This window comes from Streptomyces sp. NBC_00663, assembly GCF_036226885.1.
Taxonomy (GTDB): domain Bacteria; phylum Actinomycetota; class Actinomycetes; order Streptomycetales; family Streptomycetaceae; genus Streptomyces.
This window is the reverse complement of sequence record NZ_CP109027.1, coordinates 7,762,768-7,788,886: the sequence shown is the minus strand read 5'-3', so window position 1 is coordinate 7,788,886 and position 26,119 is coordinate 7,762,768. Positions and strand designations below refer to the sequence as shown.

The following is a 26,119-nucleotide window of genomic DNA, read 5'->3' as shown; positions in this document are numbered from 1 at the left end:
CCGGAACCGTCACCCCACCGACGAGTAGGCCACAACTCCCCGCAACAACTGATCAACGGCCTTACGCGCAGCCTTCGCCACACTCGACCCTTCCCTGGAAGGCGCCGCAGCAGAAATCTGCCCCAGCACATCAATCACCTGCTTGCACCACCGCACAAAGTCCCCGGCAGGCATCTCAGCCTCCCGCAGCACCTCGTCCAGCCCCTTCCCACTGGCCCACATGTACGCGGCCCAGGCGAAGCCGAGATCCGGCTCACGCTGCCCGACCCCTTCGGACTGGGTGATCCGGAAGTCCTCCTCAAGGGCATCGAGGCGCCCCCAGATCCGCACCATCTCCCCGAGCGCGGCCTTCGCCGCGCCGGTCGGCACCTTCGGCGCCATCGCGTCGTCACCGACCCGCGCCTCGTACACCAACGCCGAGACGCACGCGGCCAGCTCCGCGGGAGCGAGCCCCTCCCAGACCCCGGCGCGCAGACACTCACTGGCCAGCAGATCGAGCTCGCCGTAGAGCCGCGCAAGTCGCTTGCCGTGCTCGGTGACCTCGTCGGCCCGCAGATAGTCCAGCTCGGTCAGCAGCGCGACGATCCGGTCGAAGGTGCGCGCGATGGTGTTCGTACGGCCCTCGATGCGCCGCTCCAACTGCGAGGTGTCGCGCAGCAGTCGGTGGTACCGCTCGGCCCAGCGCGCGTGGTCCTCCCGCTCGTCGCACCCATGGCAGGGGTGCGCCCGAATCTCGGTCCGCAGTCGCGCGATCTCCCGGTCGTCGGCGGCCTGCGACCGCTTCTTGCGGGCCCGCTCCGGCGGAATGTGCCCGGCCTTGGTCCGCAGCGCGGAGGCCAGATCCCGACGGGACTGCGGTGAGCGCGGGTTGAAGGACTTCGGGATCCGCATCCGGTCCAACGCCTCGACGGGCACCGGGAAGTCCATCGACGCCAGCCGCTTGACCTGCCGCTCGGCGGTCAGCACCAAGGGCCGCGGCCCGTCATGCTGCTCGAACCCGCGATGCCCGTTGGACCGACCGGCGGGCAGCCCCGGATCCAACACCAGCGCCAGCCCGGCGTACTTGCCCGTCGGCACATGGATGACATCGCCCGGCTTGAGCTTCTCCAGCGCCGTCGCGGCCTCCGCGCGCCGCTGGTTGGCGCCCTGCCGGGCCAACTCGGTCTCGCGGTCCTTCAGTTCCCGGCGCAGCCGCGCGTACTCGTCGAAGTCGCCGAGGTGGCAGGTCATGGACTCCTTGTAGCCCTCAAGACCCTCCTCGTTGCGCTGCACCTGCCGCGAGATGCCCACCACGGACTTGTCGGCCTGGAACTGCGCGAACGACGTCTCCAGCAGCTCACGCGACCGGTGCCGCCCGAACTGCTCGACCAGGTTGACCGCCATGTTGTACGACGGCTTGAAGCTGGACCGCAGCGGATAGGTGCGCGTGCCCGCCAGCCCGGCCAGATGCTCGGGGCTGCTCCCGCGCTGCCACAGCACCACGGCATGGCCCTCGACGTCGATGCCGCGCCGCCCCGCACGCCCCGTCAGCTGGGTGTACTCGCCGGGCGTGATGTCGGCGTGCTGCTCGCCGTTCCACTTGACGAGCTTCTCCAGCACCACGGAGCGGGCGGGCATGTTGATGCCGAGCGCGAGGGTCTCCGTCGCGAACACGGCCTTGACCAGACCGCGTACGAACAGCTCCTCGACGACCTCCTTGAACGTCGGCAGCATGCCCGCGTGGTGGGCCGCGATGCCGCGTTCGAGGCCTTCCAGCCACTCGTAGTACCCGAGGACGTGCAGATCCTCGGTCGGGATGGAGGCGGTGCGCTCCTCGACCAGATCACGGACCTTCGCCCGCGCCTCGTCGTCGTTGAGCCGCAGTCCGGCGTACAGACACTGCTGTACGGCCGCCTCGCAGGCGGCTCGGCTGAAGATGAACGTGATGGCCGGCAGCAGGCCTTCGGCGTCGAGCCGCTCGATGACCTCGGGGCGACTCGGAGTCCACACCCGAGAACGCTGTCTACGCTCCCGCTCCCGGTCGGCCTCACGCATCGCCCTGCCGCGTCTGCGGTCCTGGTAAGAGGGCCGCTGGGCCTCCATCCTGGCCAGCCGCGTGAGGTCGGGGTTGACGGCCTTCTTGCTGCCCTCGCCCTCCTCGAACAGGTCGTACATCCGCCGCCCGGCGAGCACGTGCTGGAACAGCGGCACGGGCCGGTGCTCGGAGACGATCACCTCGGTGTCACCGCGAACGGTGTCGAGCCAGTCGCCGAACTCCTCGGCGTTGGACACGGTCGCCGACAGTGAGACGAGCGTGACCGACTCGGGCAGGTGGATGATCACCTCTTCCCATACGGCACCACGGAAGCGGTCGGAGAGGTAGTGCACCTCGTCCATGACCACGTACCCGAGTCCGAGGAGGGTCTGCGAGCCCGCGTACAGCATGTTCCGCAGCACCTCGGTGGTCATCACGACCACCGGCGCCTCGGAGTTGACGCTGTTGTCACCAGTGAGCAGACCGACCTTGTCGGCGCCGTAACGGCGGCACAGGTCGGCGTACTTCTGGTTCGACAGCGCCTTGATGGGTGTCGTGTAGAAGCACTTCTTGCCCTGTTGCAGGGCGAGGTGGACGGCGAACTCGCCGACGATCGTCTTGCCGGAGCCGGTGGGGGCGGCCACCAGCACGCCCTTCCCCGCTTCGAGCGCCTGGCAGGCCTCGATCTGGAAGGGGTCGAGGCCGAAGTCGTACATCTCGCGGAAGCCCGCGAGCGCGGTGGCCTGCTCGGCAGCCCGCAGACGGGCAGCCGCGTACCGCTCGGCCGGTGAGAGGTCCTCTGTCATCGTGCTTTCGAGCGTACCGGGCCCCACTGACAACAGGACGATCATTATCCGGATCGGGTCCGCTGAAACCTTGTCTTTACGCAGCTCACAGCCCTACGACGCGCACCGCACCGCGGATGCAGCGCACGAGAAGCGGAAGCGCCCCGAGCGGCTCGCCGTCCGCGTACCCGGAGATGCCGGGCGCACTGATCTCGACTTTCGCCGCCCGGTACACGCTGACCTTGGGGTGATCGACATGGGTGCCCTTGTACACGCGCGGGAAGACCCGCAACAGCGTCGCGCGCGTGCAGTCCCCGACGACGGTGACGTCGAACAGCCCGTCGGTCAGGTCGGCGCCGGGGCAGATGCGCATGCCGCCGCCGTACGACGATCCGTTGCCGATCGCGACGAGGGTGGCGTCGATCTCCCGGACCTCGCCGTCGTCGAGGCGGAGGCGGTAGGGGAAGGGGCGGAACGCGGCCAGTTCGGCGAGCATCGCGAGGTCGTACTTGAAGCGGCCGGTGGGCCATCTCATGCGGTTGCCGCGGTCGTTGACGCGGGAGTCGAAGCCGGAGGCGAGGACGGTACCGAACCAGCGGCCGTCCACCTGGCCGAGGTCGATGTCGCGCGGGTGACCGCTCTTGAGTGCCTCGGCGATCCGCAGGCCCGCCGCGGTGGGGTCGCGCACCGGCAGGCCCAGGGCGCGGGCGAGGTCGTTGCCGGTGCCGACGGCGACCAGGCCGAGCGGGGTGCCGGTGCCGGCGACGGCCTGGAGGGCGAGGTTCGCCATGCCGTCGCCGCCTACGGCGATGAGGGCGCCGGTGCCGTCGGCGACGGCGGCACGCGCGCGCGTGAGGGCGTCCTCGGCGTTCTCCCCGAGGACCGTACGCACGGAGAAGCCGGCCGCCCGCAACGCGGAAGCGGCCGGCTGCGCCGCGTGGGCGCCCCGGCCGCGGCCCGCGGTGGGGTTGACGAAGAGGGTGATCTCGCTGGTCACATCGCTGACCCTACGAGCCGCTTCGCGATCTTCAGGTCACGTCGTCATAACCGTTGACCCGGTCCGGACCCGACGACTGCTCAGGCACCCCCCGGCTCGCGGAGACCGTCTCGACCTCGCCGATGTCCTCGGGGGTGAGATCCAGGTCGGAGGCCTCGTCGTCGTCGGGGCCCAGGGCGTCGCGGCGACGCCGACGCTTGTCGTTGACCAGGGAGAACAGCGTCGCACCGAAGTACAGCACCCAGATCGGCCCGGCCAGCGCGAGCATGCTCAGCGGGTCCGTGCTCGGCGTCGCGACGGCGGCGAACACGGTGATACCCATGATCATCCCGCGCCACCAGCCGAGCATCCGCTTGCCGGTGATCATCCCGGTGAGGTTCAGGAAGACCAGCAGCAGGGGCAGCTCGAAGGAGAGACCGAAGACGATCACCATGCGGGTGACGAGCTGGAGCAGATCGTCGAGCGGCAGCTGGTTGTCGATGCTGCCGTTGGGGGTGAAGTCGATCAGCACCTTCGCGGTGGTGGGGAGCACCGAGTACGCGAAGTAGGCGCCGCCGACGAACAGCGGGGCACCGGTGAAGACGAAGGCGTAGGCGTACTTCTTCTCGTGCCGGTGCAGACCCGGGGCGACGAACGCCCAGAGCTGGTACAGCCAGATCGGCGAGGCGATCACGATACCGGCCATCAACGAGACCTGAAGGGCCAGGTTGAAGGGCGCGAGCAGACCGTTGATGGTGATCCGGGCGCACTTCACGGTGGAGTCGTCGGAGGACCCCGACCTGGCGAGCTCCGCAAAGCTCTGCTTGCAGCCGATCGAATCCAGGATCGGCTTCGTCAGGAAGTTGATGATGTCGTTGTAGAAGAAGGCGGCGACGATCGTGACGAGGACGATGGCCAGCAGTGCCTTCGCAAGCCGGTTGCGGAGCTCACGAAGATGATCCGCAAGGGGCATCCGCCCCTCGGGATCCTTCTCCTCTTTGCGGGCAGACTTCAGCAACCCACGTTCCCATCTCGTGCAGCGGGCCGGAGGTCACCGGCCCTGCGTCAGCGCTTGGTCGTGTCCGTCGGCTCGGTGACCGGGCGGGAGCTGGTCACGTCACCGGGAGACGCCTGGATGATGCGCTGCGCCGAAGCCTGCTGGTCGTCCGTGTGGGGCGGGTCGGCCGGGGCGGGGGTGGTCTTGCCCTCGTCCTTCATCGCCTTCGCCTCGCTCTTGAGGATGCGGGCGGACTTGCCGAGCGAGCGCGCCATGTCGGGAAGCTTCTTCGCGCCGAACAGCAGGATGATGACGACGAGGATGAGAATGATCTCGGGGGCGCCGAGCCTTCCGAACATAAGTCTTTACCTTCTCACCGAGGCGGCTGGAGTGGGGTGCTGTCCGACCGGTCGGACAGGTGTCCGAACGATCGTGTTGACAGCGATCGTAACGCTCAGGGGTAAACGTGAGGCAATCCCCGTGCGTACTCCCGGTCCGCGATCCGGGCCTCGTTCTCCGGTCCGCGACCAGCAGCGTACCTGCCCATGCCATCCGGGTGACAGGGCGAAGTGACCCAAAACGCTTGCGGCGCAGGACTCACATGCGCTGCACAGCAGGACTCACAGCGCGTCCACAGAGCGGGCGGTGCTCTCGGCGGCCTGCTCAAGGTCCGCCGCGGCCCTGCTGATGCGCTGGGCGGACTCCGTCACCTGCCGTCCAAGACGCTGCGCCTCCAGGAAGACACGGACGGCGAGCACGCCGAGCACGGCGATCCCCAGAAAGCCCACAGCGACGGCGAACATCGACCAGAACATGGAGTCGACCCTAGAGGGTGGAGTGAAGGCGCAGTGTCCTGACCCCGCCGCCGGTGAGCAGCTCCACGATCCGCTCCCCCGCCGGCTTGCGCACCAGGACCCCGCAGTCCGGGCAGGTGAACGAGTAGAACGTGGTCTTGCTGGTGGCCCCGATCGCCAGCCGCAGGGCACTCGCCGCCAGCTCGAAGCGCCCCCGGCAGTCCGGGCAGCCGGCCCGGAACACCATCGGGGAGACGCTTCTCATCCCCGAGAAGGCGGCCGCCACGGACATCCCCGCCGCACCGGAAACAGCCGTGCCGGAGGCCGACGTGCCAGAAGTCGTCGTGCCAGAGGTTGTCGTCCGGGAGATCGCTGTCCCGGAGGTAGCCGCACCGGAGGTAGCCGACTCACTCAAAGCCCCTGCTCCTGCCTGTCGTACTGCCCGTCGTCCCGCACCTCGACCCCGTCGTACGCCGCCAGCGCCTCACGGGCCGCCTGCCGGGCGCTGTCGGCCAGCCCGCTCGGCGAGACGATGCGGCCGTCCCGGCCGAGCCGCAGCGCCAGCCGGCGCAGGGAGGCCGGATCGGGGGTGCGCAGGGTGATACGCAGCCCGCCGTCCGAAAGCTCATCCGCGCTGTCGTGCGGGTAGTACTCGGCGACCCAGCGCCCGCCCGGGCCCACCTCGACCACGACCTCCGGGTCCTCGGCGGCCGGCTGCACCAGCGCCTCGGAGAGGTCCCGCAGCTCGATCTCGGGCGGCGCGGACGGCTCGTCCAGGATCCTGATCTCGGCGACCCGGTCGAGCCGGAAGGTGCGGCGCGCCTCGGAGCGGCGGCACCAGGCCTCGACATAGGTGTGACCGACGCTGACCAGGCGGATCGGGTCGATCTCACGCTCGCTGAGCTCGTCGCGGGCGGGCGAGTAGTAGCGGATCCACAGTCGGCGCCGCTCGGAGATCGCACGGTCGACGTCGGCGAAGACACCGCCCTCCGACTCGAAGGTCACCGACAGCCGGGAACTCGCCCCCGCCTGCTCACCGGCGGCGGCCTCCACCTTGGCGGTGGCCCGCAGCAGAGCCTGCCGGTCGCTCTCGCGCAGACCGGGCAGCGTGGACACCGCGCGGGCGGCGACGAGCAGCGCGGTGGCCTCGTCGGCGGCGAGCCTCAGCGGCTCGGCGGTCTCCTCACCGAGCGCGGCCGGGTTGTGCCACCAGATGCGCTCACCGTCGGTGTCGATGTCGAGGAGGTCACCGCCCCGGAAGCTGGTGCCGCACATGGGCAGCACATCGAGGTCGGAGACCAGCTCGTCCTCGGTGATCCCGAAGGCACGGGCCACGTCCTCGACGCGCGCACCGGGCCGCTCCTTGAGATAGGTCACCAGGGACAGCATCCGCCGGGTCTGGTCGATGGCGTTGACGGGCCTGACCGGTTTGCCTGCCACAGTTGTTTCCCGCTCCCCCTCAGCCCTTGGCCACGGCACGCAGCCGGTCCACCACGTCGGCCCGCAGCTCGGCCGGCTCCAGAACGACCACGTCAGGACCGAACTCCACCAGCCAGGCGTCCAGCCCGTGGCCGTACGGAATCTCCAACTCGTCCCAGCCGTCCCCGAGTTCCCGCACCGCGGTGGCCTTGGCCCGCAGCGGATAGCCGGCGTCCGTGCGCAGCCGGATCAGCGCGCTGCGGTCGGCGGTCTCCCCGGCCCAGCTCGCGACGGTCTCCCGGACGGTGACGACATCGGGCACCGACGCGGTGAAGCTGCTGCCGCGCGAGCGCACCTTGCCGGTGATCCGCGACAGCCGGAAGACCCGCTCGGCACCCCGGTCGCGGTCCCAGCCCGCCAGATACCAGTGCCCGCGCCAGCACTCCAGGGCCCACGGCTCCACATGCCGGGTCTCGGGGTGGGCGGCGGTGGCCTTGCGGTAGTCGAAGACGACCGGGCGACGGTCGCGGCAGGCCAGCATCAGCGGCTCGAACGCCGCCTCGTGCACCGGGATACGGGGCTCCAGGGCGCCGTGCGCCTCGTACGGGTCGACGTCCTCCGGCAGTCCGGCCGCGCGCAGCTTCTGAAGGGCGCCGCTGGCCGCGCCCGCGAGGCGCGCCTGCTGCCACACCTTGGCGGCCAGGCCCAGGGCCGCGGCCTCCTCGGCGTCGAGGGTGATGGGCGGCAGCCGGTTGCTGTCCCGGCGGGCGAGATAGCCGACCTCGCCGTCGAGGTTCTCCACGGTCTCGATGACGAGCCCGAGTTCGCGCAGATCGTCCTTGTCGCGCTCGAACATCCGGTTGAAGGAGTCATCGGAACTGGCTTCGAGGTAGGCCTCGATGGACTCACGCAGCTCACGCTTGCTGAGCGGCCTGCGCGTGCCCAGCAGACACAGCGCCAGGTTCATCAGCCGCTCGGCCTTGGCAATGGCCATCGACGCCCTTCGCCTCCCTATGGTGCTAACGACGATGACCGTACCGCCCCGCGGTGGCGTGGCAAAAGCCGAGGGCCCATGCCCGGACAGGCATGGGCCCCAGCTGATCGAGACCGATCGTGTGACGATCACACGTCAGACAGGACGATCAGACGGCGATCAGGTCGACCACGAAGATCAGCGTCTCGCCCGGCTTGATCGCCGGGGTCGGGCTCTGGTTGCCGTAGGCGAGGTGCGCGGGGATGGTCAGCTGACGACGGCCGCCGACCTTCATGCCCTGCACGCCCTGGTCCCAGCCCTTGATGACCCGGCCGCCACCGAGCGGGAACTTGAACGGCGTACCGCGGTTCCAGCTGGCGTCGAACTCCTCGCCGGTGCTGAAGGCGACACCCACGTAGTGCACGGTCACGTTCTGACCGGCCTGCGCGACCTCGCCGTCGCCCTCCCAGATGTCCTTGATCTCGAGGTCCGCCGGAGGCGCGCCGTCCGGGAAGTCGATCTCGGGCTTGTCGATGCTCACGTCACTAGCTCCTGCTTGTTCACGGAAAGGCAACAGGGACAGTCTTACATCCTGGCAGGCGTCACATCTTCGCGAGGATGTCCACGGTGAAGACCAGCGTCGAGTCCTTCGAGATGCCGCTGCCGCTCGGCGGGTTGTCGCCGTAGCCCAGGTCCGGCGGGATCACGATGAGGACGCGGCTGCCGACCTTCTTGCCGGTCAGACCCTGCGCCCAGCCCTTGACGACCTGCTGGAGCGAGAACGACGTCAGCGCCTTGCGGCTGTACGTCGAGTCGAACTCCTTGCCGGTGTCCCACAGCACGCCCTTGTACTGGACGAGCACGGTGTTCTCCGCCTTGACCTCGTCACCGTCACCCTCGATCACGTACTCCGCGACCAGCTTCTTCGGCGCGTCCGCCTTGGGGACGTCGATGGTCGGCGCCTTGCCGTCGGTGTTGTCGCCCACCTTCGGCAGGTCGGCGTCGTCCTGGGCGACCGTCTTGCCCTTGGCCGAGCTCTTGGCGTTGAACGTGCCCTCGATGTCGACCACGAAGACCAGCGTGTCGGTGCCCTTGATCCCCGCCGACGAGTTGCCCTGCTTGCCGTACCCCCACGTGGGCGCGGTGGACAGCAGCACCCGGCTGCCCGCCTTCTTGCCCGCCAGGGCGTAACGCCAGCTGTCGATGATCGCGCTCTGCGCGAGCTGGATCACCAGCGGCGTCTTACGGTCGTAGGAATTGTCGAAGACCTTCGCCGTGTCCCAGATCTGACCCAGGTAGTTCGCCTGGATGAAGTCGTTCTCCGCGACCGTCTGACCGTTGCCCGCGATCACCGTCTTCACCGCGACCTGGTCGGACGGGTCACCGCTGCCCTTGGCGACCGTGGGCTTCTCGCCGAACTTGGTCCCCGCCGTGATCGCCGGCAGCGGACCGTCGACGATCTTCGGCGCCGGCGCGGCGGACGTCGCCGACGCCGACGGCGAGGGGGAAGGGCTGTCGCTCGCCTTGGACTCGCTCGCCCCCTCGTCGTCGTTGCACGCCGCGAGCGTGGCCATTCCTGCGGGTACGGCAATGAGAAGTGAGCGTCGGCGCACGGTGGAGGCCTCGTAATCGATCGATCTTGTTGATGGCGTGCGCGCAACTCTACGGCGTGAGAAGGGCGCCGTACGGAAAACGTACGGCGCCCGTGTTGCGTTCCGGCAATCCGGCCGGAACACCTGACTCACATACCGGCGATCAGCTTCTCCACCCGATCGTCCACCGAACGGAACGGGTCCTTGCACAACACCGTGCGCTGCGCCTGGTCGTTCAGCTTGAGATGGACCCAGTCGACCGTGAAGTCCCGCCGCTGCTCCTGGGCCCGGCGGATGAAGTCACCGCGAAGACGGGCCCGAGTGGTCTGCGGGGGCACGGACTTGCCCTCGAAGATCTTCAAGTCGTTGCAGATACGGGCCGCTTGCCCCTTCCGCTCCAGAAGGTAGTACAGCCCACGACGGCGGTGGATGTCGTGATACGCGAGGTCTATCTGCGCGACCCGCGGATGCGACATGGTCATGTTGTGCTTGGCCCGGTACCGCTCGATGAGCTGGTACTTCATCACCCAGTCGATCTCGGTGCCGATCCGGTCGAGGTCCTCGGCCTCGATCGCGTCCAGCGTGCGGCCCCACAGCTCCAGGACCTGCTCCACGGTGCCGGTGCGGATGCCCCGGCGCTCACAGAAGTCCACGGCCTTCTCGTAGTACTCGCGCTGCACCTCCAGCGCGGAGGCCTCCCGGCCGCTGGCCAGACGCACCTTGCGCCGGCCGGTGATGTCATGGCTGACCTCGCGGATCGCCCGGATCGGGTTCTCCAGGGTCAGGTCGCGCATCACGGTGCCCGCCTCGATCATGCGCAGCACCAGGTCGGTCGCGCCGACCTTCAGCAGCATGGTCGTCTCGGACATGTTCGAGTCGCCCACGATGACGTGGAGACGACGGTAGCGCTCGGCGTCCGCGTGCGGTTCGTCACGCGTGTTGATGATCGGGCGCGAGCGGGTCGTCGCCGAGGAGACGCCCTCCCAGATGTGCTCCGCCCGCTGACTCACGCAGTAGACCGCGCCCCGTGGCGTCTGTAGCACCTTGCCGGCACCACACAGAAGCTGCCGCGTGACGAGGAACGGAATGAGGATGTCCGCGAGCCGGGAGAACTCCCCGTGACGTGCGACGAGATAGTTCTCGTGGCAGCCGTAGGAGTTACCAGCCGAGTCGGTGTTGTTCTTGAAGAGGTAGACGTCGCCCGCGATTCCTTCCTCATGCAGGCGTCGTTCGGCGTCCACCAGGAGTCCTTCGAGAATGCGCTCGCCTGCTTTGTCGTGCGTGACCAGTTCCGTCACGTTGTCACATTCGGGAGTCGCGTATTCCGGATGTGACCCGACATCGAGATAGAGGCGGGCGCCGTTTCGCAGAAAGACGTTGCTGCTGCGGCCCCATGACACGACACGGCGGAAGAGGTACCGCGCCACCTCGTCGGGAGACAGGCGGCGCTGTCCCCTGAACGTACATGTGACGCCGTACTCGTTCTCCAGCCCGAAAATGCGGCGGTCCATGAGTGAACATTACGCCCGATCCCCTGTGCTGAAACGGGGTTCGGCAGCACGGTTTGGATCATTTTCCGATGAAGCCGCAACCACCGCCCCCCTGCCGGGAGCTGCGAGGACCCGTCCGGTGGCCAGCAGAACCAGCAGCGACACACCCCCGGCGACCCCCGGTACGGCGAAACCCCACAAGGCCCCGCCCCGCTCCACGACCGCCCCGGCAAGGCCCGTTCCGACCGACGAACCCACCGTGAACGTCGTCACGAGCCAGGAGAACGCCTCGGTGACCGTACCGCGCGGAGCGTGCCGGTCGACGAGCACGAACGCACACGCGATGGCAGGTGCCAGGAACAGCCCGGCGAGCACCGTCAGCAACACCATGGGAACCGGGCCGGGCAGCAGCATCAACGGCAACTGACACGCCGCCAGAAGAGCGACCAGCACCCGGAGTCGACGCGCCGGCTCGCCGGTCCACTGCCGCGCGCCGTACACCGTGCCGCCGACGAGGGCGCCCAAGCCCAGGCCCGCCATCATCCAGCCGTACACCGCGTCACCGCCGTGCCCGTCCGCGTACGACACGGAGGTGACCGCGACCGAACCGAGCGCGGCGCCGACGAACAGGAACGCCGCCAGCAGCGCCAGCAGGCCAGGCGAGCGCAACGCGCCGAGCCAGTGCGCCTCCCGCGGCGCCGACCGCCACGCGCGCGAGGGCGGCGAGACGACCACGGAGAGCGCGCCCAGCACTCCGAGGACGTTCAGCAGCAACAACGCCGCCTGCGCCGACCACAGCGACGCGCACACCGTCAGCAGCAACGGCCCCACGGTGAACATGACTTCCTGGGCCACCGCGTCCATGGCGTAAGCGGTGTGCACCTGCTCCTCCTTGGGGAGGACCGACGACCACAGCGCCCGCAGACCGCCCTCCAGTGGAGGGGTGAACAGACCGGCGGCGGCCACGGCGACGTAGGAGAGCACGAGTGTCTCGGTCCCGGTGAACGCGAACGCGGTCATCGCCAGTGCCGACAGGACGGCGGCCGGCAGTTGCACCCGCGGCTGGCCGTACAGGTCGACCAGCCGCCCCAGCAGCGGCTGGCCCACGGCGTTCGCGACGCCGTACACCGCCGCCAGCGCGCCCGCGAGGCTGTAGGTGCCCCCCTCCGCGCGGATGAACAGCACGATCGCGATCGCCGCGATGGCGTTGGGCAGCCGCCCCACGAGCGTGCCGACGAGCAGCCGCGTCGCATGCCTCGCCCTGAGGATCTCCACGTAGCCCGCGGCCATGATCCACCCTTCCCGTCGGCGACAGCACCGAAGTGTTACGTATAACGTCCGTCGTCATACGTACCATGTGCGCTGTTCCCCAGTCCAGACGAAAGAGCAGGCACACGGTGGCACGAGGAGGCAGCACCCGCCCCACCAGCCGTGACGTGGCCCAGGCCGCCGGAGTCTCCCAGGCCGCGGTCTCCCTCGTCCTCGGCGACAAATGGCGCGGCCGGGTCTCGGAGACCACCGCGGAACGCGTCCGCGAAGCCGCCCGCGACCTCGGCTACCGCCCCAACCTCGCCGCCCGCAACCTCCGCCTCGGCCGCACCCGCACCGTCCTCCTGGTCGTCCCCGCCCTCACCACCGAGTTCTTCGCCGGCGTCTACACCGGCGCCGCCCGCGTCGCCGCCACCCACGGCTTCGGCGTCGTCCTCTACCCCTCCCCCGAAGGCGTCGGCCCCGCCAAGAACCCCTTCGCCTCCGCCCAGGCCGCCCTCGACGGCGTCCTCGCCTCCTCCATGGCCGCCGACGCCCTCACCGCCATCCGCGGCGACCAACTCCCCCTCGTGATGCTCGACAGCGACCCCGAAGGCAGCCTCGGCGCCGCCACCGTGAACCTCGACATCACCGACGGCACCCGCCAGGTCGCCGACCACCTCCTCGGCCTCGGCCACCGCCACTTCCTGCACCTCGCCGCGGACATCCCGTCCTGGACCTTCGAGGTACGCGCGCGTGCCCTCGCCGAACGACTGGACGCGGTACCCGGGACATCCCTGCGGACGGCCCACACCCCGATGTCCATCGAGGGCGCCCTGGCGGCCACGGAAGCAGCCCTCACCACATCCGGCCCCCGCCCCACCGCCCTCGTCTGCGACGACGACAAACTCGCCGCCGGCGCCTACAAAGCCCTGCGCCGCCACGGCCTGCGCATCCCCGAGGACGTCTCCGTCACCGGCGTCGACGACATCGCCCTCGCCGCCGCCCTCGACCCCGAACTGACGACCGTACGACTGGACGCCGAACTCTTCGGGGAACGCGGCATGCAAGCCCTCCTGGCCGTCCTGGACGGCCGCACACCGGACGCCGGGGACATCCCGGTCGAACTGGTCGTCCGAGCCTCCACAGCCCCACCCAGCACCCCCTGAACGCCCTGTGCCCCGGCCGGGAGACCCGGGCCGGGGCACATAAGGATGAACATCAGGAGCGCTCGAAGTCGGTCTCCTCCGGCCGGACTACTCCTCCTCGGAGCTCTCCGCCTCGGTCTCCGCGCCGTCGGTCTCCAGCAACCGCGCCAACTGACGACCCACGATCCGCTTGAACTTCCGCTGCTGCGGACGCGTACGGTCCAGGACCGCGACCTCCAGCCGCTCCGCCGGAATCTCCCGCTCCGTGCCGTTCGTGTCCCGCGACAGCGCCTGCACCGCGAGCTTCAACGCCTCGGCCAGACTCATGCCGTCCTGATGACGCTGATCCAGATAGCTGCTGATCTGCTCCGCATTGCCACCGACCGCGACCGAACCATGCTCGTCCACGATCGAACCGTCATGCGGCAGCCGATAGATCTGGTCACCCTCAGGCGTGTCACCGACCTCCGCCACGACCAACTCCACCTCGTACGGCTTCTCGGCCGCCGAAGAGAAGATCGTGCCCAGCGTCTGCGCGTACACGTTGGCGAGACCACGCGCGGTCACGTCATCACGGTCATAGGTGTACCCACGAAGATCGGCATACCGCACGCCGCCGATCCGCAGGTTCTCGTACTCGTTGTACTTACCGGCGGCCGCGAAACCGATCCGGTCGTAGATCTCGCTGAACTTGTGCAGCGCACGGGACGGGTTCTCACCGACGAACACAATGCCGTCGGCATATTGCAGCACAACCAGGCTGCGACCACGCGCGATGCCCTTGCGGGCGTACTCCGCCCGGTCGGCCATCGCCTGCTGGGGGGAGACATAGAACGGCGTCGACACCGGTTATCCGTCCCTTTCTGTAGAAGTCACTGCGATCACCCGGACAAGAACAGGACGCCCCGCGCCTACAGCAGCGCGGCCCGCGGACCGTCCGGCTGCTCCAGACGCCGCTCCAGGATCGAACGGGCGATGTCGGACGACTCCTCGTCGGTGAGCCGACGGAAACCGTCCTCGGTGATCACGGTGACGATCGGATAGATCCGGCGGGCGACATCGGGACCACCGGTCGCCGAGTCGTCGTCAGCCGCGTCGTACAGAGCCTGCACCACGAGCGTGGTCGCTTCTTCCTCGCGCAGATCGTCACGGAACAACTTCTTCATCGCACCGCGCGCGAAGATCGAGCCCGAACCGGTGGCAGCGTAGTTGTGCTCCTCGGAACGACCACCCGTGACGTCGTAGGAGAAGATCCGCCCGCGCTCACGGTCGACGTCGTAACCAGCGAACAGCGGCACGACGGCCAGGCCCTGCATGGCCATGCCGAGGTTGGACCGGATCATCGTCGACAACCGATTGGCCTTGCCCTCGAGCGAGAGCTGAGCGCCTTCCACCTTCTCGAAGTGCTCCAACTCCAGCTGGAAGAGCTTGACCATCTCGACAGCAAGGCCGGCGGTACCGGCGATACCGACGGCCGAGTACTCATCCGCCGGGAACACCTTCTCGATGTCCCGCTGCGCGATGACATTGCCCATCGTCGCCCGACGGTCACCCGCGAGCACGACGCCCCCGGGGAACGTGACCGCCACGATGGTCGTCCCGTGCGGCGCCTCGATCACACCCTGCACAGGCGGGAGTTGACGCTTACCGGGCAGCAGCTCCGGCTGATGGTCGGAGAGAAAGTCCATGAAGGACGAGGACCCGGGCGTCAGGAAGGCAGCTGGTAGACGCCCGGTGATACGAGTGTTGGCTTCCACGCGATTCCTTCCACGTATGCTGCAGCCCGCCTTATGGCATCGGGCCGATCTTTGAACTGCCCCAGTGCAGCGTTGCAGCTGAAGCACAGTACGCCTCGGACCCTACCCGTCTTGTGGCAGTGATCCACATGTTCGGGCGCAGCCGCCAAACATATGCAGCAGACGCCCCCTTGAGAGGCGATCAACTCGTCACGCTCGGCTTCGGTGAGGCCGTACTTACGCCTTAAGTGCTCTTCCGGCCCACGCTCGGCACGGCACGCTTTGCAGCGCGTCACCAGACCGTCTGAAGCAGTCGCGTTGCGATGCCATTCGCTGTGAGGCTTGATCTCGCCGCAAGACCGGCAAAGCTTGTGTCCGGCCGGGACATCCACCCTCGGTCGGACGTTGCGCCCCTTAGCCACCTGCCGCTGCTGGTGATAGGCAGCCGCGCACTCACGGCAATAGCCCTGCAGCCCATCACGCATCGACTTGTTTCGAGCGAACGCCGCTCGCGGCTTGTACTGCTTACACCGCGAGCAGCGCCTCACACCTTCCTCGGCTTCCAATCCAGGCTCCCCCGCAACCTTCGATTCGAAGGGGAAATCACTCTCCACCCTTCTGAACGAATGATCGAACGAAATCCTCGGCGTTCTCCTCGAGGACATCATCGATCTCGTCCAGAACCGAGTCCACGTCATCGCTCAGCTTCTCGTGGCGCTCCTTGAGGTCCTCCGAACCCTGCGCTTCCGCAGTCTGCTCCTCGGCCTCTTCCGTGGAGCGCGTCGCCTTCTGCTGGCCGCCGCCGGTGTCCTTGGTTGCCATAACCCTCACCCCGCTCGTTTCGCCCGACATGGTCGCCAGGTCGGCTATCCGCCGATCGGTGATGATCAGACCCTACAAGCCGGGTCTGACATCGGCCCCGCAGTTTCCACAACGTGCGGGGGCCACCTCGATGATTCCCGGACGGGGGGATTTCCACCCTGTCCGGCCGACACTGCCCGTGTACCCGCTCAGCCGCCCGAGAGGACCCTGACCAGGTCTTCCGCCGTGCGACAGCGGTCCAGGAGCTCCTTGACGTGATTTCGCGTTCCGCGTAGTGGTTCGAGGGTTGGGACCCGCTGGAGGGAGTCCCGTCCCGGGAGGTCGAAGATGACCGAGTCCCAGGAGGCCGCGGCGACGTCGTCGGCGTACTGCTCGAGGCAGCGGCCGCGGAAGTAGGCGCGGGTGTCCTCCGGGGGCTTGGTGCGGGCCCGCTCGACGTCCGCCTCGTCCAGCAGGCGCTTCATACGGCCGCGGGCCGCGAGGCGGTTGTAGAGGCCCTTCTCGGCGCGTACGTCGGCGTACTGGAGGTCGAGGAGGTGGAGCTTCGCGGCGTCCCAGTCGAGGCCGTCGCGGCGCCGGTAGCCCTCCATGAGTTCGCGCTTGGCGACCCAGTCGAGTTCGCCTGCGAGGCTCATGGGGTCGTTCTCGAGCCGGTTGAGAGTGTCTTCCCAGCGGGCGAGGACGTCCTTGGTCTGTTCGTCGGCGTCGGCGCCGAAGCGCTCCTCCACGTATTTGCGGGAGAGCTCGAAGTACTCCATCTGGAGTTGGACCGCGGTGAGTGTCCGGCCGCTGCGGAGGGTGACCAGATGTTGCAGGGTCGGGTCGTGGGAGACCTGGTGGAGGGTGCGGACGGGCTGGTCCACGGCCAGGTCGACGGCGATGAAGCCGTCTTCGATCATCGACAGCACCAGGGCGGTGGTGCCGAGCTTGAGGTACGTCGAGATTTCCGAGAGGTTCGCGTCGCCGATGATCACGTGGAGGCGGCGGTACTTCTCGGCGTCGGCGTGCGGCTCGTCGCGGGTGTTGATGATCGGGCGCTTGAGGGTGGTCTCCAGGCCTACCTCGACCTCGAAGTAGTCGGCGCGCTGGCTGATCTGGAAGCCGTGTTCGTGGCCGTCCTGGCCGATGCCGACGCGGCCCGCGCCGGTGACGACCTGGCGGGAGACGAAGAAGGGGGTGAGGTGGCGCACGATGTCGGAGAAGGGGGTTTCCCGCTTCATCAAGTAGTTCTCGTGCGTGCCGTAGCTGGCGCCCTTGTTGTCGGTGTTGTTCTTGTAGAGGTGGATCGGCTGGGCGCCGGGGAGCTGGGCGGCGCGTTCGGCGGCCTCGGCCATGATGCGTTCGCCGGCCTTGTCCCACAGGACGGCGTCGCGGGGGTTGGTGACTTCGGGGGCGCTGTATTCGGGGTGTGCGTGGTCGACGTAGAGGCGCGCGCCGTTGGTGAGGATGACGTTGGCGAGGCCGATGTCCTCGTCGGTGAGCTGGCTGTTGTCGGCGGCCTCGCGGGCGAGGTCGAAGCCTCGCGCGTCCCGGAGCGGGTTCTCCTCCTCGAAGTCCCAGCGGGCCCGGCGGGCCCGGTGCATCGCCGCCGCGTAGGCGTTGACGATCTGGGACGAGGTGAGCATGGCATTGGCGTTGGGGTGGCCGGGGACGGAGATCCCGTACTCCGTCTCGATGCCCATTACTCGCCGTACGGTCATGCGGCCCTCCTTGCCCGGCGGCGCCCTCGGTCGGGGGCGGCGCTCAAGTACCGCTGGCGCTCCGGTGCGTGTGCGGTGCCCGTCCCCGCACTGCGCGACTCGGCGGTACCGAAGAGCCTAGAACGGCTTTGCGCTGGTGGGGAGATCATTTGCGTCATTGCCTTGCATGCTCTTGGTGGGACGGTGTCCTGAAAAACAGTCGGCTGCGGGTACCCGGTGAGGGCACCCGCAGCCGCCCTGTTTCTTACAGGTACTGACCGGTGTTCGCCACCGTGTCGATGGAGCGTCCGGTGTCGGCGCCCTGCTTTCCGGTGATGAGGGTACGGATGTAGACGATCCGTTCGCCCTTCTTTCCGGAGATCCGGGCCCAGTCGTCGGGGTTGGTGGTGTTGGGCAGGTCCTCGTTCTCCTTGAACTCGTCCACGCATGCCTGGAGGAGGTGGGAGACGCGGAGACCCTTGGCGTTGTGGTCGAGGAAGTCCTTGATCGCCATCTTCTTGGCACGGCCCACGATGTTCTCGATCATGGCGCCGGAGTTGAAGTCCTTGAAGTAGAGGACTTCCTTGTCACCGTTGGCGTAGGTGACCTCCAGGAAGCGGTTCTCCTCGGATTCCGCGTACATGTGCTCGACGGCCGTCTGGATCATGCTTTCGACGGTGGTCGTCTTGCTGCCGCCGTGCTCGCCGACGTCGTCGGCGTGCAGCGGGAGGCGCTCGGTGAGGTACTTGCCGAAGATGTCCTTCGCGGCCTCGGCGTCGGGACGCTCGATCTTGATCTTCACGTCCAGGCGGCCGGGGCGCAGGATGGCGGGGTCGATCATGTCCTCGCGGTTGGAGGCGCCGATGACGACCACGTTTTGCAGGCCTTCGACACCGTCGATCTCGGCGAGGAGCTGGGGGACGATGGTGTTCTCCACGTCCGAGCTGACACCGGATCCGCGGGTGCGGAAGAGGGATTCCATCTCGTCGAAGAAGACGATGACGGGGGTGCCCTCGGAGGCCTTCTCGCGTGCACGCTGGAAGACGAGGCGGATCTGTCGCTCGGTCTCGCCGACGTACTTGTTGAGGAGTTCGGGGCCCTTGATGTTGAGGAAGAAGCTCTTGCCCTGGGCCTGGCCGGTGACCTCGGCGACCTTCTTGGCCAGCGAGTTGGCGACGGCCTTGGCGATGAGCGTCTTGCCGCATCCGGGGGGTCCGTAGAGCAGGACGCCCTTGGGCGGGCGGAGTTCGTGCTCCTTGAACAGGTCCGGGTAGAGGTACGGCAGTTCGACCGCGTCGCGGATGGCTTCGATCTGGCCGCCGAGGCCGCCGATCTGTTCGTAGCCGATGTCGGGGACTTCTTCGAGGACGAGTTCTTCGACCTCGCTCTTCGGAACGACTTCGTAGACGTAGCCGGAACGGGGTTCGAGCAGAAGGGCGTCGCCGGGGCGGATGGTGATGTCCAGCAGTGGCTCGGCGAGCCGCACCACCCGCTCCTCGTCGGTGTGCCCCTGCACGAGGGCGCGTTCGCCGTCCTCGAGGATCTCCTTGAGGGTGACGATGTCGCCGACGCTCTCGAACTCCATGGCCTCGACCACGTTGAGCGCTTCGTTGAGCATCAGTTCCTGGCCGCGCCGGAGCTCTTCGAGGTCGACGCTGGGGCTGACGTTCACCCGGAGTTTGCGTCCTCCGGTGAAGATGTCGGCGGTGCCGTCCTCGTTGGCCTGAAGGAACACTCCGAAGCCGGCCGGGGGCTGTGCGAGCCGGTCGACTTCTTCCTTGAGGGCCACGATCTGGTCGCGGGCCTCGCGGAGCGTGTTCGCCAGTCGCTCGTTCTGGGCGGACACGCCGGCCAGATTGGTCTGCAACTCGACGATCCGCTCTTCGAGAATCCTCGTGTGCCGCGGAGAGTCGGCGAGCTTGCGTCGCAGGACGGCGATCTCCTGCTCAAGGTAGGCAATCTGCCCGGCCGGGTCGTCGGACCCTCGTCCCGGGCGGATGCCGCGGTTCATGTCGTCGTCGTGGGCTGCCACGGTCCTCACCTCCTCCAAGGGGAGCTGGACGCTTCCAGACCCTACCTGGGTGGGTGTCGATTGAAACCCCTAGATCACAAACAGTGTCAAGGTGTGTCGTCGGTCACCCTGCGCTCTCCCTCACGCCGTCTGAATACCCAGTCAACGCCATTCAGAAGCGGACTGTTCCAAGGCGGGAGTGCTCGAAATGTTCCATGGCGGGCGCGAGTTGCTCGCAGCGCCGCCGGTCGGGGGGCTGCGGCCCCGGCGGATCGGGCCTTCGGCGGCTGCCCCGTGGGGGCGTGCGGTGGGTCGGGTGGTGGCGGGGTGGTGTTGACGGAGCGTGTGCGGGCGGGTGGGGTGCGTCACCGCGGAGCGGGCCCGCGGGCGGCCGGGGTGGGCCGTCGGGGCGGTGGCACGGGGGGCGCACGGGTGTGGGTCGGGGGCTCGTCCGACCGGTCTGCGAGTGGGGTTCGAGGGGCCTGCGACGTGTGCTCGACGTGTCTTCCAGGCGGTCTGGGCCGCCCGCGCTCCTCGAAGTCGGCCGATCTGCCGCCGGAGGTAGGGTCGGGGGTGTTGAGCACTGGAGGTGGCGGGAGACGTGAGCGTGCAGCAGGAGGCCGCGGTGGACGGTGAGGCTCTGGAGGTCTGGATCGACCAGGATCTCTGTACCGGCGACGGCATCTGTGTCCAGTACGCGCCCGAGGTGTTCGAGCTGGACATCGACGGCCTGGCGTATGTGAAGGGCTCGGACGACGAGCTGCTTCAGGCCGAGGGCGCGACGACGCCGGTCCCGCTGCCGCTTCTGACGGATGTGGTGGACTCGGCCAAGGAGTGTCCGGGCGAGTGCATCCATGTGCGCCGGGTCTCGGACCGGGTCGAGGTGTACGGACCCGACGCGGGGTGACCTGAGTCGGCGCGCGTGGGCGTCAGACGCTCTGGGCGCCGGCGGGTGTGGAGCGGACGAACGCGCCGTTCTTCCACTGCCACTTCACGCTGGTCTTCACGTCCGGGCAGCAACTGGGTACGGAGTCCGAGGAGTAGCCGAGTGTGTCGGCGAGGACGATCGCGTCGGAGACGGTGAGGGTCTTGACGGTGGTGCGGTCCTTGGGGTCGATCAGGGTCGCCACGACGCGGGGGGTCTTGGCGTCGGCGGCCTGGGTGAGGACGTAGACGCCGTCGGGCGGGGTGCCCATGGGGGCGTCGCAGTGGACGACCGCCACGGTCTCCGGTCGGCCGTCGCCGTCGAGGTCGCCGGTGGCCTTCTTCACCACGAGGGCTTTGACCGGGCCGCAGTCGATCGGGAAGTCGACGCGGGCGGGGCTCGGCGCAAGGGCGGTCGCGGGGGCTTTCTGCGTCTGCGGGCCTGCGGCCTGCGCGGCGGTGGCCGGGTTCGGCTGGAGGGCCGAGGAGAGGGCCACTACGCCTGCGACGGCCGTGGCGGTGGCGACCCAGTGGATGGGGCGGGTGTGCGTGTGAGCGAGTTCCGGAACCGCGGATTGCTGCACTAGGGGTGACTCCCGAGAGGGCTGTGGCGGTGGGGGTGACCGCATGGTGCCACACGTCACAGGGGAGTGGAACGGCGGGGTCGGTGCCTGTCGGATCGGGGCCCCAAGGTCCGCGGCGTCGGCAACGAAAAGGCGCCGGGGCCGAGTTCCGGAGCGGTGTCGGGAACTCGGCCGCGGCGCGGTTGCGTTGTACGCGGCACGGGGCCGCCTCAGCGGCCGGAGCCTCCGTCGGCGTTGGGGCCGGTGTAGTCCTCGCCGTAGGCGCCCTTGGCGGGACGGCGGCGGCGCATGGGGGGCTCGACGCCGTCCGCGAGGCGGCGTGCGGTGAGCAGGAAGCCGGTGTGGCCGATCATCCGGTGGTCCGGGCGGACGGCGAGGCCCTCGACGTGCCAGTTGCGGATCATCGTCTCCCAGGAGGTCGGCTCGTTGAAGCTGCCGATCTCGCGGATGGACTCGACGGTCCGGGCGAGCTGGGTGGTGGTGGCGACGTAGCAGCACAGGATGCCGCCGGGGACGAGCGCCTTGGAGACGGCCTCCAGGCATTCCCAGGGGGCGAGCATGTCGAGGATGACGCGGTCGACGTCCGTGTCGGACAGGTTGTCCTGGAGGTCGCCGACGGTGAGCTGCCAGGCGGGGTGCGGGCCGCCGAAGTAGCGCTCGACGTTCTGCTGGGCGATCTCGGCGAAGTCCTCGCGGCGCTCGTAGGAGTGCAGCATGCCCTGGTCGCCGATGGCGCGCAGCAGGAAGCTGCTGAGCGAGCCTGAGCCCACGCCGGCTTCGACGACGCGTGCGCCGGGGAAGATGTCGGCGAAGGCGAGGATCTGTCCCGCGTCCTTCGGGTAGACGACGGCTGCCCCGCGGGGCATGGACAGGACGTAGTCGGGGAGCAGGGGGCGCAGCGCGAGGTAGGCGACGTTCCCGGTGGTGCGGACAACGCTGCCCTCGGGAGCACCGATCAGTTCGTCGTGCGGGAAGGAACCCTTGTGGGTGTGGAAGTTCTTCCCGGCCTCGAGCGTGAACGTGTAGTGGCGGCCCTTGGGGTCGGTCAGCTGAACCTGGTCCCCGACCTTGAAGGGCCCGCGCCTGCGGGCGGCACCGGTCGGTTCGGACATGTGAACAGCCTACCGGCGTTTCCGAGGGCCGCCGACCACTGGTGCCTGTCCTAGGAGGGGCGGGCCATGGCCTTGACGAAGGCGCGCTCGACGTCGGCCGCGGACAGGACGCCGTAGATCTCGCCGGTGTCCTCGATGACGAGGTACTCGGTGGCGGGGGTGGCGCGCAGGGTGTCGAGGAGGTCTTCGCCGGCGAGTTCCGCGGAGACCCGCATGCCGTCGGTGAGGTCCTGGGCGAGGCCGCTGACGGCGACCCAGGGGCGGCGGTGTTCGGGTACGCCGACGATGGCGGCCTCGCGGACGAGGGAGAGGGGTTCGCCGTCGGCGTCGACGACGACGAGGGCGCGGGCGCCGGCTTCGTTGGCGCGGCGCAGGGCCTCGGAGAGGGGGGTGTCGGTCTCGACGGGGACGGCGCGGCGGGTGAGGTTGCGGGCGCGGAGTTCGGGGAGGTGTTCGCGCAGGCGGGCCATGCGGAGGCTGTTGCCTGCGCCGGTCCAGATGATCGCGGCGAGGATGGCGGCGAGCAGGGCGTCCATGACGGTGTCCATGCCGACGTTGTCCTCGGCGTTGGAGCCGAGGGCTCCGGACTGGGTGAGCAGGGGGAGGCCGATGAGGACGGAGACGGCGAGGGCGCGGCCGACCCAGGCGGCGGCGATGGTGCCGCTCATGGGCTTGCCGGTGATCTTCCAGACGACGGCCCGGAGCATGCGGCCGCCGTCCAGGGGCAGGCCCGGCAGGAGGTTGAAGGCGGCCACGATGAGGTTGGAGATCATCAGGCCGGCGAGCAGGACGCCGGGGACCGTGCCGGGTTCGACGGGCTGGAGGGCGACGTAGAAGACGCCGGCGAGGACGAGGGAGAGCAGGGGGCCGACGAAGGCCAGCACGAACTCCCGGCCAGGGGTCTCGGCCTCCTTCTCGATCTCGGAGACGCCACCGAAGAACTGGAGCTGGATGCGGCGCACGGGCAGCTTGAAGCGGAGGGCGGCGACCGTGTGGGCCAGTTCGTGGATGAGGACCGAGGCGTAGAAGGCGACGGCGAAGAAGAGGGAGACGAGGTAGCGGGCGGCGCCGAGTTCGGGCAGGACGCGGTCGAGTTGTCCGCCGAACACCCAGGTGATGAGCGCGGCCACGAGGAACCAGCTGGGCGCGACGTACACGGGTACGCCGAAGGGGCGTCCCATGAGCAGCCCGCCCCCGGGATCACGCGGGCGCCGCGGGGGGCGTCCCTTGGTGGTGCCGGAGTGGGCGAGGGTCCGGTGGTCCTGGGGGGTGGAGTTGTTCGGGGCCGGGTGGGCGTCGGTGGTGGAGGAGGGCGCGGACGCGGTGGGGCTCACGGGCGGGCGGGTGTCGGTCGCGCCGTCGGCCGCCGCGTCGTCTTCCGTCGCCTTGTCCTGCCGACGCGCCTCCGCGTCGGAGGTGCTCTCAGCGGCGGCGCGGTCCGAGGTGTGCTCAGCCGGGGCACGGGGCGGGGAAGCGGGGGTGTCGGCCGGGGAAGCCGGGGCTGCCGTGCCCCCGGTCGGCGAGGCGTCCGTGTCGCTGGTCGGCGAGACGTCCGTGTCGCTGGACGGCGAGGTGTCCGTGTTACCGGTCGGCGAGGTGTCCGTGTCACCGGTCGGCGAGGCCTTCGTGCCCTCGGCCGGCGGCGCCTCTGTCGGTGTCGGAGGGGCCGGGGAGGCGGTGGTGTTCGGGGCGGTGGACGTGCCGTCTGTCTGCGGCGTCTCGGTCTCCGAGGGCGCCTCGGTCGCGGCCTCGTCCGCTGCCCCGGCGTCGGTGTCGGCGTCGGTGTCCGCCGCGTCCGCCGGGTGTTGTTCGGGTGCGGGCGGTGGAGGGGTTGCGGGGTCGGCGGCCGGGGCCGTAGGGCCTGCGTGCTGGGTCGGCTCGTCGTTGCCGGACCGCGGCTGCCCGCTCCCGCCGCTCTCGTCCACGGTGTCCCCTCGTTCGAAGCGTCTTCCGCGCCTGCCGGCGGAAGGGTCTCGTGGTCGATGGTATGCGGCGGTCGTGGCGCGTTCCGCCCCGGCACCCCCTGTGTTTCCCCGGCTGTCGTGCGCGGGCACGGCCGCGAGTGGGTCACTGTCAGTGGTGGGCCGTATGGTCTGTGGTCATGGAGACGAGCACCGAGGGCGCGGCCGAGGCCGCCGGCGGCGGGGTCGCGGATGTGGCCCCACCGGTCGTGGGCGAGCAGGCGGCGACGGCACAGGACGTGACGGTCACGGCCGAGGCGCGGGTCGCCATAGCGCCCGCGTCGTTGTCGCCGTCGCGTGCGAGCGACTTCATGCAGTGCCCGTTGCTGTACCGGTTCCGGGTGATCGACCGGCTGCCGGAGAAGCCCAGTGAGGCGGCGACGCGGGGCACCTTGGTGCATGCGGTGCTTGAGCGGCTGTTCGACGCTCCCGCGGGCGAGCGGACGCCGCCGCGGGCGAAGTCGCTCATCCCCGGTCAGTGGGACCGGTTGCGGGAGTCGAGGCCCGAGGTCGTGGAGCTGTTCGCCGACGATCCGGAGGGCGAGCGGCTGGCGCGCTGGCTCGGGGAGGCCGAGCAGCTCGTGGAGCGGTGGTTCAGTCTCGAGGATCCGACGCGGCTGGAGCCGGCCGAGCGGGAGTTGTTCGTCGAGGCCGAGCTGGACTCCGGGCTGAAGCTGCGCGGGATCATCGACCGGGTGGATGTGGCGCCCACGGGGGATGTGCGCATCGTCGACTACAAGACGGGCAAGGCGCCGCGGCCGGAGTACGCCGAGGGTGCCCTGTTCCAGATGAAGTTCTACGCGCTGGTGGTGTGGCGACTGAAGCAGGTCGTGCCGCGGCGGTTGCAGCTGGTGTATCTCGGCAGCGGTGACGTTCTGACGTACGACCCCGTGCCGGCCGATCTGGAGCGGGTAGAGCGCAAGCTGCTGGCGCTGTGGGAGGCGATCCGGCTGGCGACGGAGACGGGCGAGTGGCGGCCGAGGCCGACGAAGCTGTGCGGCTGGTGCGACCACCAGGCTCACTGCCCGGAGTTCGGCGGTACTCCCCCGCCGTATCCGCTGCCGGTGAGGGCGGCCGAGTCGGGCCAGGCATCGCAGGGCAGAATGGGGCCGGGCTAGCGAAGGAGTGTCACGTGGCCATCCGCGTCCTACTGGTCGACGACCAGCCGCTGCTGCGTACCGGCTTCCGGATGATTCTGGAAGCGGAGCAGGACATCGCTGTCGTCGGTGAGGCCGGGGACGGCCTCCAGGCGCTCGACCAGGTGCGGGCGTTGCAGCCCGACGTGGTGCTGATGGACATCCGCATGCCGCGGATGGACGGCGTCGAGGCGACACGGCAGATCACCGGGCCGGGGCGGGACGGCCCGGCGAAGGTACTGGTGCTGACGACGTTCGATCTCGACGAGTATGTGGTGGAGGCGCTGCGGGCGGGGGCCAGCGGCTTCCTGCTCAAGGACGCCCCGGCCAATGAGCTGGTGCAGGCGATCCGGGTGGTGGCCGCGGGTGAGGCGATGCTCGCGCCGAGCATCACGCGCCGGCTGCTCGACAAGTACGCCACGCATCTGCCGTCGGGTGACGAGCCGGTCCCCGACACGCTGCACACGCTCACGGACCGTGAGGTCGAGGTGCTGAAGCTGGTGGCGCGTGGGCTGTCGAACGCGGAGATCGCCGCCGATCTGTTCGTCAGCGAGACCACCGTGAAGACCCATGTGGGCCATGTCCTGACCAAGCTGGGGCTGCGGGACCGGGTGCAGGCGGCGGTGTACGCGTACGAGAGCGGGCTGGTGCGCCCCGGCGCGCAGTAGTAGTACGACAGCACGAAGGCCGCCCCCTCTGGAGGGGGCGGCCTTCGTGC

The 26,119-nt window shown here is 69.0% G+C and carries 25 protein-coding genes; 4 read left to right on the top strand and 21 right to left on the bottom strand.

Annotated elements, in window-relative coordinates; all coding sequences use genetic code 11:
- Positions 1-9: 9 nt before the first annotated feature.
- The 12 genes from OG866_RS35295 to OG866_RS35240 all read right to left on the bottom strand — a co-directional run bounded on the left by OG866_RS35295 (position 10) and on the right by OG866_RS35240 (position 12,330).
- The gene (locus OG866_RS35295; RefSeq protein WP_329341111.1) at positions 10-2,865 is read right to left on the bottom strand and encodes a DEAD/DEAH box helicase; all 2,856 of its coding nucleotides are present in this window, start codon (positions 2,863-2,865) and stop codon (positions 10-12) included.
- A gap of 40 nt (positions 2,866-2,905) precedes the next feature.
- Positions 2,906-3,796 (bottom strand): diacylglycerol kinase, encoded by an 891-nt coding sequence (locus tag OG866_RS35290; protein ID WP_329341110.1) that lies wholly within the window; start codon positions 3,794-3,796, stop codon positions 2,906-2,908.
- A gap of 31 nt (positions 3,797-3,827) precedes the next feature.
- The gene (gene tatC, locus OG866_RS35285; protein WP_329341108.1) at positions 3,828-4,793 is read right to left on the bottom strand and encodes a twin-arginine translocase subunit TatC; all 966 of its coding nucleotides are present in this window, start codon (positions 4,791-4,793) and stop codon (positions 3,828-3,830) included.
- A gap of 47 nt (positions 4,794-4,840) precedes the next feature.
- Positions 4,841-5,131, bottom strand: coding sequence for a Sec-independent protein translocase subunit TatA (gene tatA / locus OG866_RS35280; RefSeq protein WP_329341106.1), 291 nt, complete (start codon positions 5,129-5,131; stop codon positions 4,841-4,843).
- Between the two features lie 261 nt (positions 5,132-5,392).
- Entirely contained in the window at positions 5,393-5,587 is a 195-nt protein-coding gene (locus OG866_RS35275; RefSeq protein ID WP_329341104.1) for a hypothetical protein, read from the bottom strand.
- Between the two features lie 10 nt (positions 5,588-5,597).
- Positions 5,598-5,858, bottom strand: a complete 261-nt coding sequence (locus tag OG866_RS35270) for a hypothetical protein (RefSeq protein WP_329341102.1) — start codon at positions 5,856-5,858, stop codon at positions 5,598-5,600.
- 119 nt (positions 5,859-5,977) lie between these two features.
- Positions 5,978-7,006 (bottom strand): helix-turn-helix transcriptional regulator, encoded by a 1,029-nt coding sequence (locus OG866_RS35265; RefSeq protein WP_329341100.1) that lies wholly within the window; start codon positions 7,004-7,006, stop codon positions 5,978-5,980.
- A 19-nt stretch (positions 7,007-7,025) separates the two neighbouring features.
- Positions 7,026-7,979 (bottom strand): helix-turn-helix transcriptional regulator, encoded by a 954-nt coding sequence (locus OG866_RS35260; RefSeq protein WP_329341098.1) that lies wholly within the window; start codon positions 7,977-7,979, stop codon positions 7,026-7,028.
- A 148-nt stretch (positions 7,980-8,127) separates the two neighbouring features.
- A complete protein-coding gene (locus OG866_RS35255) occupies positions 8,128-8,499 on the bottom strand; it encodes an FKBP-type peptidyl-prolyl cis-trans isomerase (protein ID WP_329341097.1) in 372 nt (123 codons plus the stop codon).
- A 61-nt stretch (positions 8,500-8,560) separates the two neighbouring features.
- On the bottom strand, positions 8,561-9,571 hold the full coding sequence (locus OG866_RS35250) for an FKBP-type peptidyl-prolyl cis-trans isomerase (RefSeq protein ID WP_329341095.1): 1,011 nt from the start codon (positions 9,569-9,571) through the stop codon (positions 8,561-8,563).
- 128 nt (positions 9,572-9,699) lie between these two features.
- Entirely contained in the window at positions 9,700-11,061 is a 1,362-nt protein-coding gene (gene pafA / locus OG866_RS35245) for a Pup--protein ligase (protein ID WP_007499792.1), read from the bottom strand.
- 9 nt (positions 11,062-11,070) lie between these two features.
- Positions 11,071-12,330, bottom strand: a complete 1,260-nt coding sequence (locus OG866_RS35240) for an MFS transporter (protein WP_329341093.1) — start codon at positions 12,328-12,330, stop codon at positions 11,071-11,073.
- A 65-nt stretch (positions 12,331-12,395) separates the two neighbouring features.
- Between OG866_RS35240 and OG866_RS35235 the strand changes: the two genes are divergently transcribed.
- Positions 12,396-13,457: a LacI family DNA-binding transcriptional regulator gene (locus OG866_RS35235; protein WP_329341092.1), complete on the top strand. Its 1,062-nt coding sequence runs from the start codon at positions 12,396-12,398 to the stop codon at positions 13,455-13,457.
- Positions 13,458-13,544: 87 nt separating this feature from the next.
- Here the strand turns inward: OG866_RS35235 and prcA are convergent, their stop codons facing one another.
- From prcA to arc, 6 genes are all read right to left on the bottom strand, one after another.
- A complete protein-coding gene (prcA, locus tag OG866_RS35230; RefSeq protein ID WP_329341091.1) occupies positions 13,545-14,282 on the bottom strand; it encodes a proteasome subunit alpha in 738 nt (245 codons plus the stop codon).
- Between the two features lie 65 nt (positions 14,283-14,347).
- Positions 14,348-15,193, bottom strand: a complete 846-nt coding sequence (gene prcB / locus OG866_RS35225; RefSeq protein ID WP_329341089.1) for a proteasome subunit beta — start codon at positions 15,191-15,193, stop codon at positions 14,348-14,350.
- Positions 15,145-15,738, bottom strand: coding sequence for an endonuclease VII domain-containing protein (locus OG866_RS35220; protein ID WP_443063600.1), 594 nt, complete (start codon positions 15,736-15,738; stop codon positions 15,145-15,147). Before OG866_RS35220 ends, prcB begins: the two co-directional genes overlap by 49 nt.
- Positions 15,739-15,775: 37 nt before the next feature.
- The gene (locus tag OG866_RS35215) at positions 15,776-15,994 is read right to left on the bottom strand and encodes a ubiquitin-like protein Pup (protein WP_329341088.1); all 219 of its coding nucleotides are present in this window, start codon (positions 15,992-15,994) and stop codon (positions 15,776-15,778) included.
- Between the two features lie 188 nt (positions 15,995-16,182).
- Positions 16,183-17,694: a depupylase/deamidase Dop gene (gene dop / locus OG866_RS35210; protein WP_443063599.1), complete on the bottom strand. Its 1,512-nt coding sequence runs from the start codon at positions 17,692-17,694 to the stop codon at positions 16,183-16,185.
- A gap of 244 nt (positions 17,695-17,938) precedes the next feature.
- Positions 17,939-19,705, bottom strand: coding sequence for a proteasome ATPase (gene arc, locus OG866_RS35205; RefSeq protein WP_329341086.1), 1,767 nt, complete (start codon positions 19,703-19,705; stop codon positions 17,939-17,941).
- 580 nt (positions 19,706-20,285) lie between these two features.
- Between arc and OG866_RS35200 the strand changes: the two genes are divergently transcribed.
- Positions 20,286-20,591 carry a ferredoxin gene (locus OG866_RS35200; RefSeq protein WP_329341085.1) on the top strand — a complete coding sequence of 102 codons (306 nt, stop codon included), beginning with the start codon at positions 20,286-20,288 and terminating at the stop codon, positions 20,589-20,591.
- A 22-nt stretch (positions 20,592-20,613) separates the two neighbouring features.
- On the opposite strand, the gene OG866_RS35195 is transcribed toward OG866_RS35200, so the two are convergent.
- From OG866_RS35195 to OG866_RS35185, 3 genes are all read right to left on the bottom strand, one after another.
- Complete coding sequence (locus tag OG866_RS35195; RefSeq protein ID WP_329341083.1) at positions 20,614-21,192, bottom strand: hypothetical protein; 579 nt, start codon at positions 21,190-21,192, stop codon at positions 20,614-20,616.
- A 209-nt stretch (positions 21,193-21,401) separates the two neighbouring features.
- Positions 21,402-22,304, bottom strand: a complete 903-nt coding sequence (locus OG866_RS35190; protein WP_266833473.1) for a tRNA (adenine-N1)-methyltransferase — start codon at positions 22,302-22,304, stop codon at positions 21,402-21,404.
- 50 nt (positions 22,305-22,354) lie between these two features.
- Positions 22,355-24,229, bottom strand: a complete 1,875-nt coding sequence (locus OG866_RS35185; RefSeq protein WP_329341082.1) for a site-2 protease family protein — start codon at positions 24,227-24,229, stop codon at positions 22,355-22,357.
- Positions 24,230-24,405: 176 nt separating this feature from the next.
- On the opposite strand from OG866_RS35185, the gene OG866_RS35180 reads away from it, so the two are divergent.
- On the top strand, positions 24,406-25,383 hold the full coding sequence (locus OG866_RS35180) for a RecB family exonuclease (protein ID WP_329341081.1): 978 nt from the start codon (positions 24,406-24,408) through the stop codon (positions 25,381-25,383).
- A 14-nt stretch (positions 25,384-25,397) separates the two neighbouring features.
- Complete coding sequence (locus tag OG866_RS35175; protein WP_020141342.1) at positions 25,398-26,069, top strand: response regulator; 672 nt, start codon at positions 25,398-25,400, stop codon at positions 26,067-26,069.
- Positions 26,070-26,119: the final 50 nt, after the last annotated feature.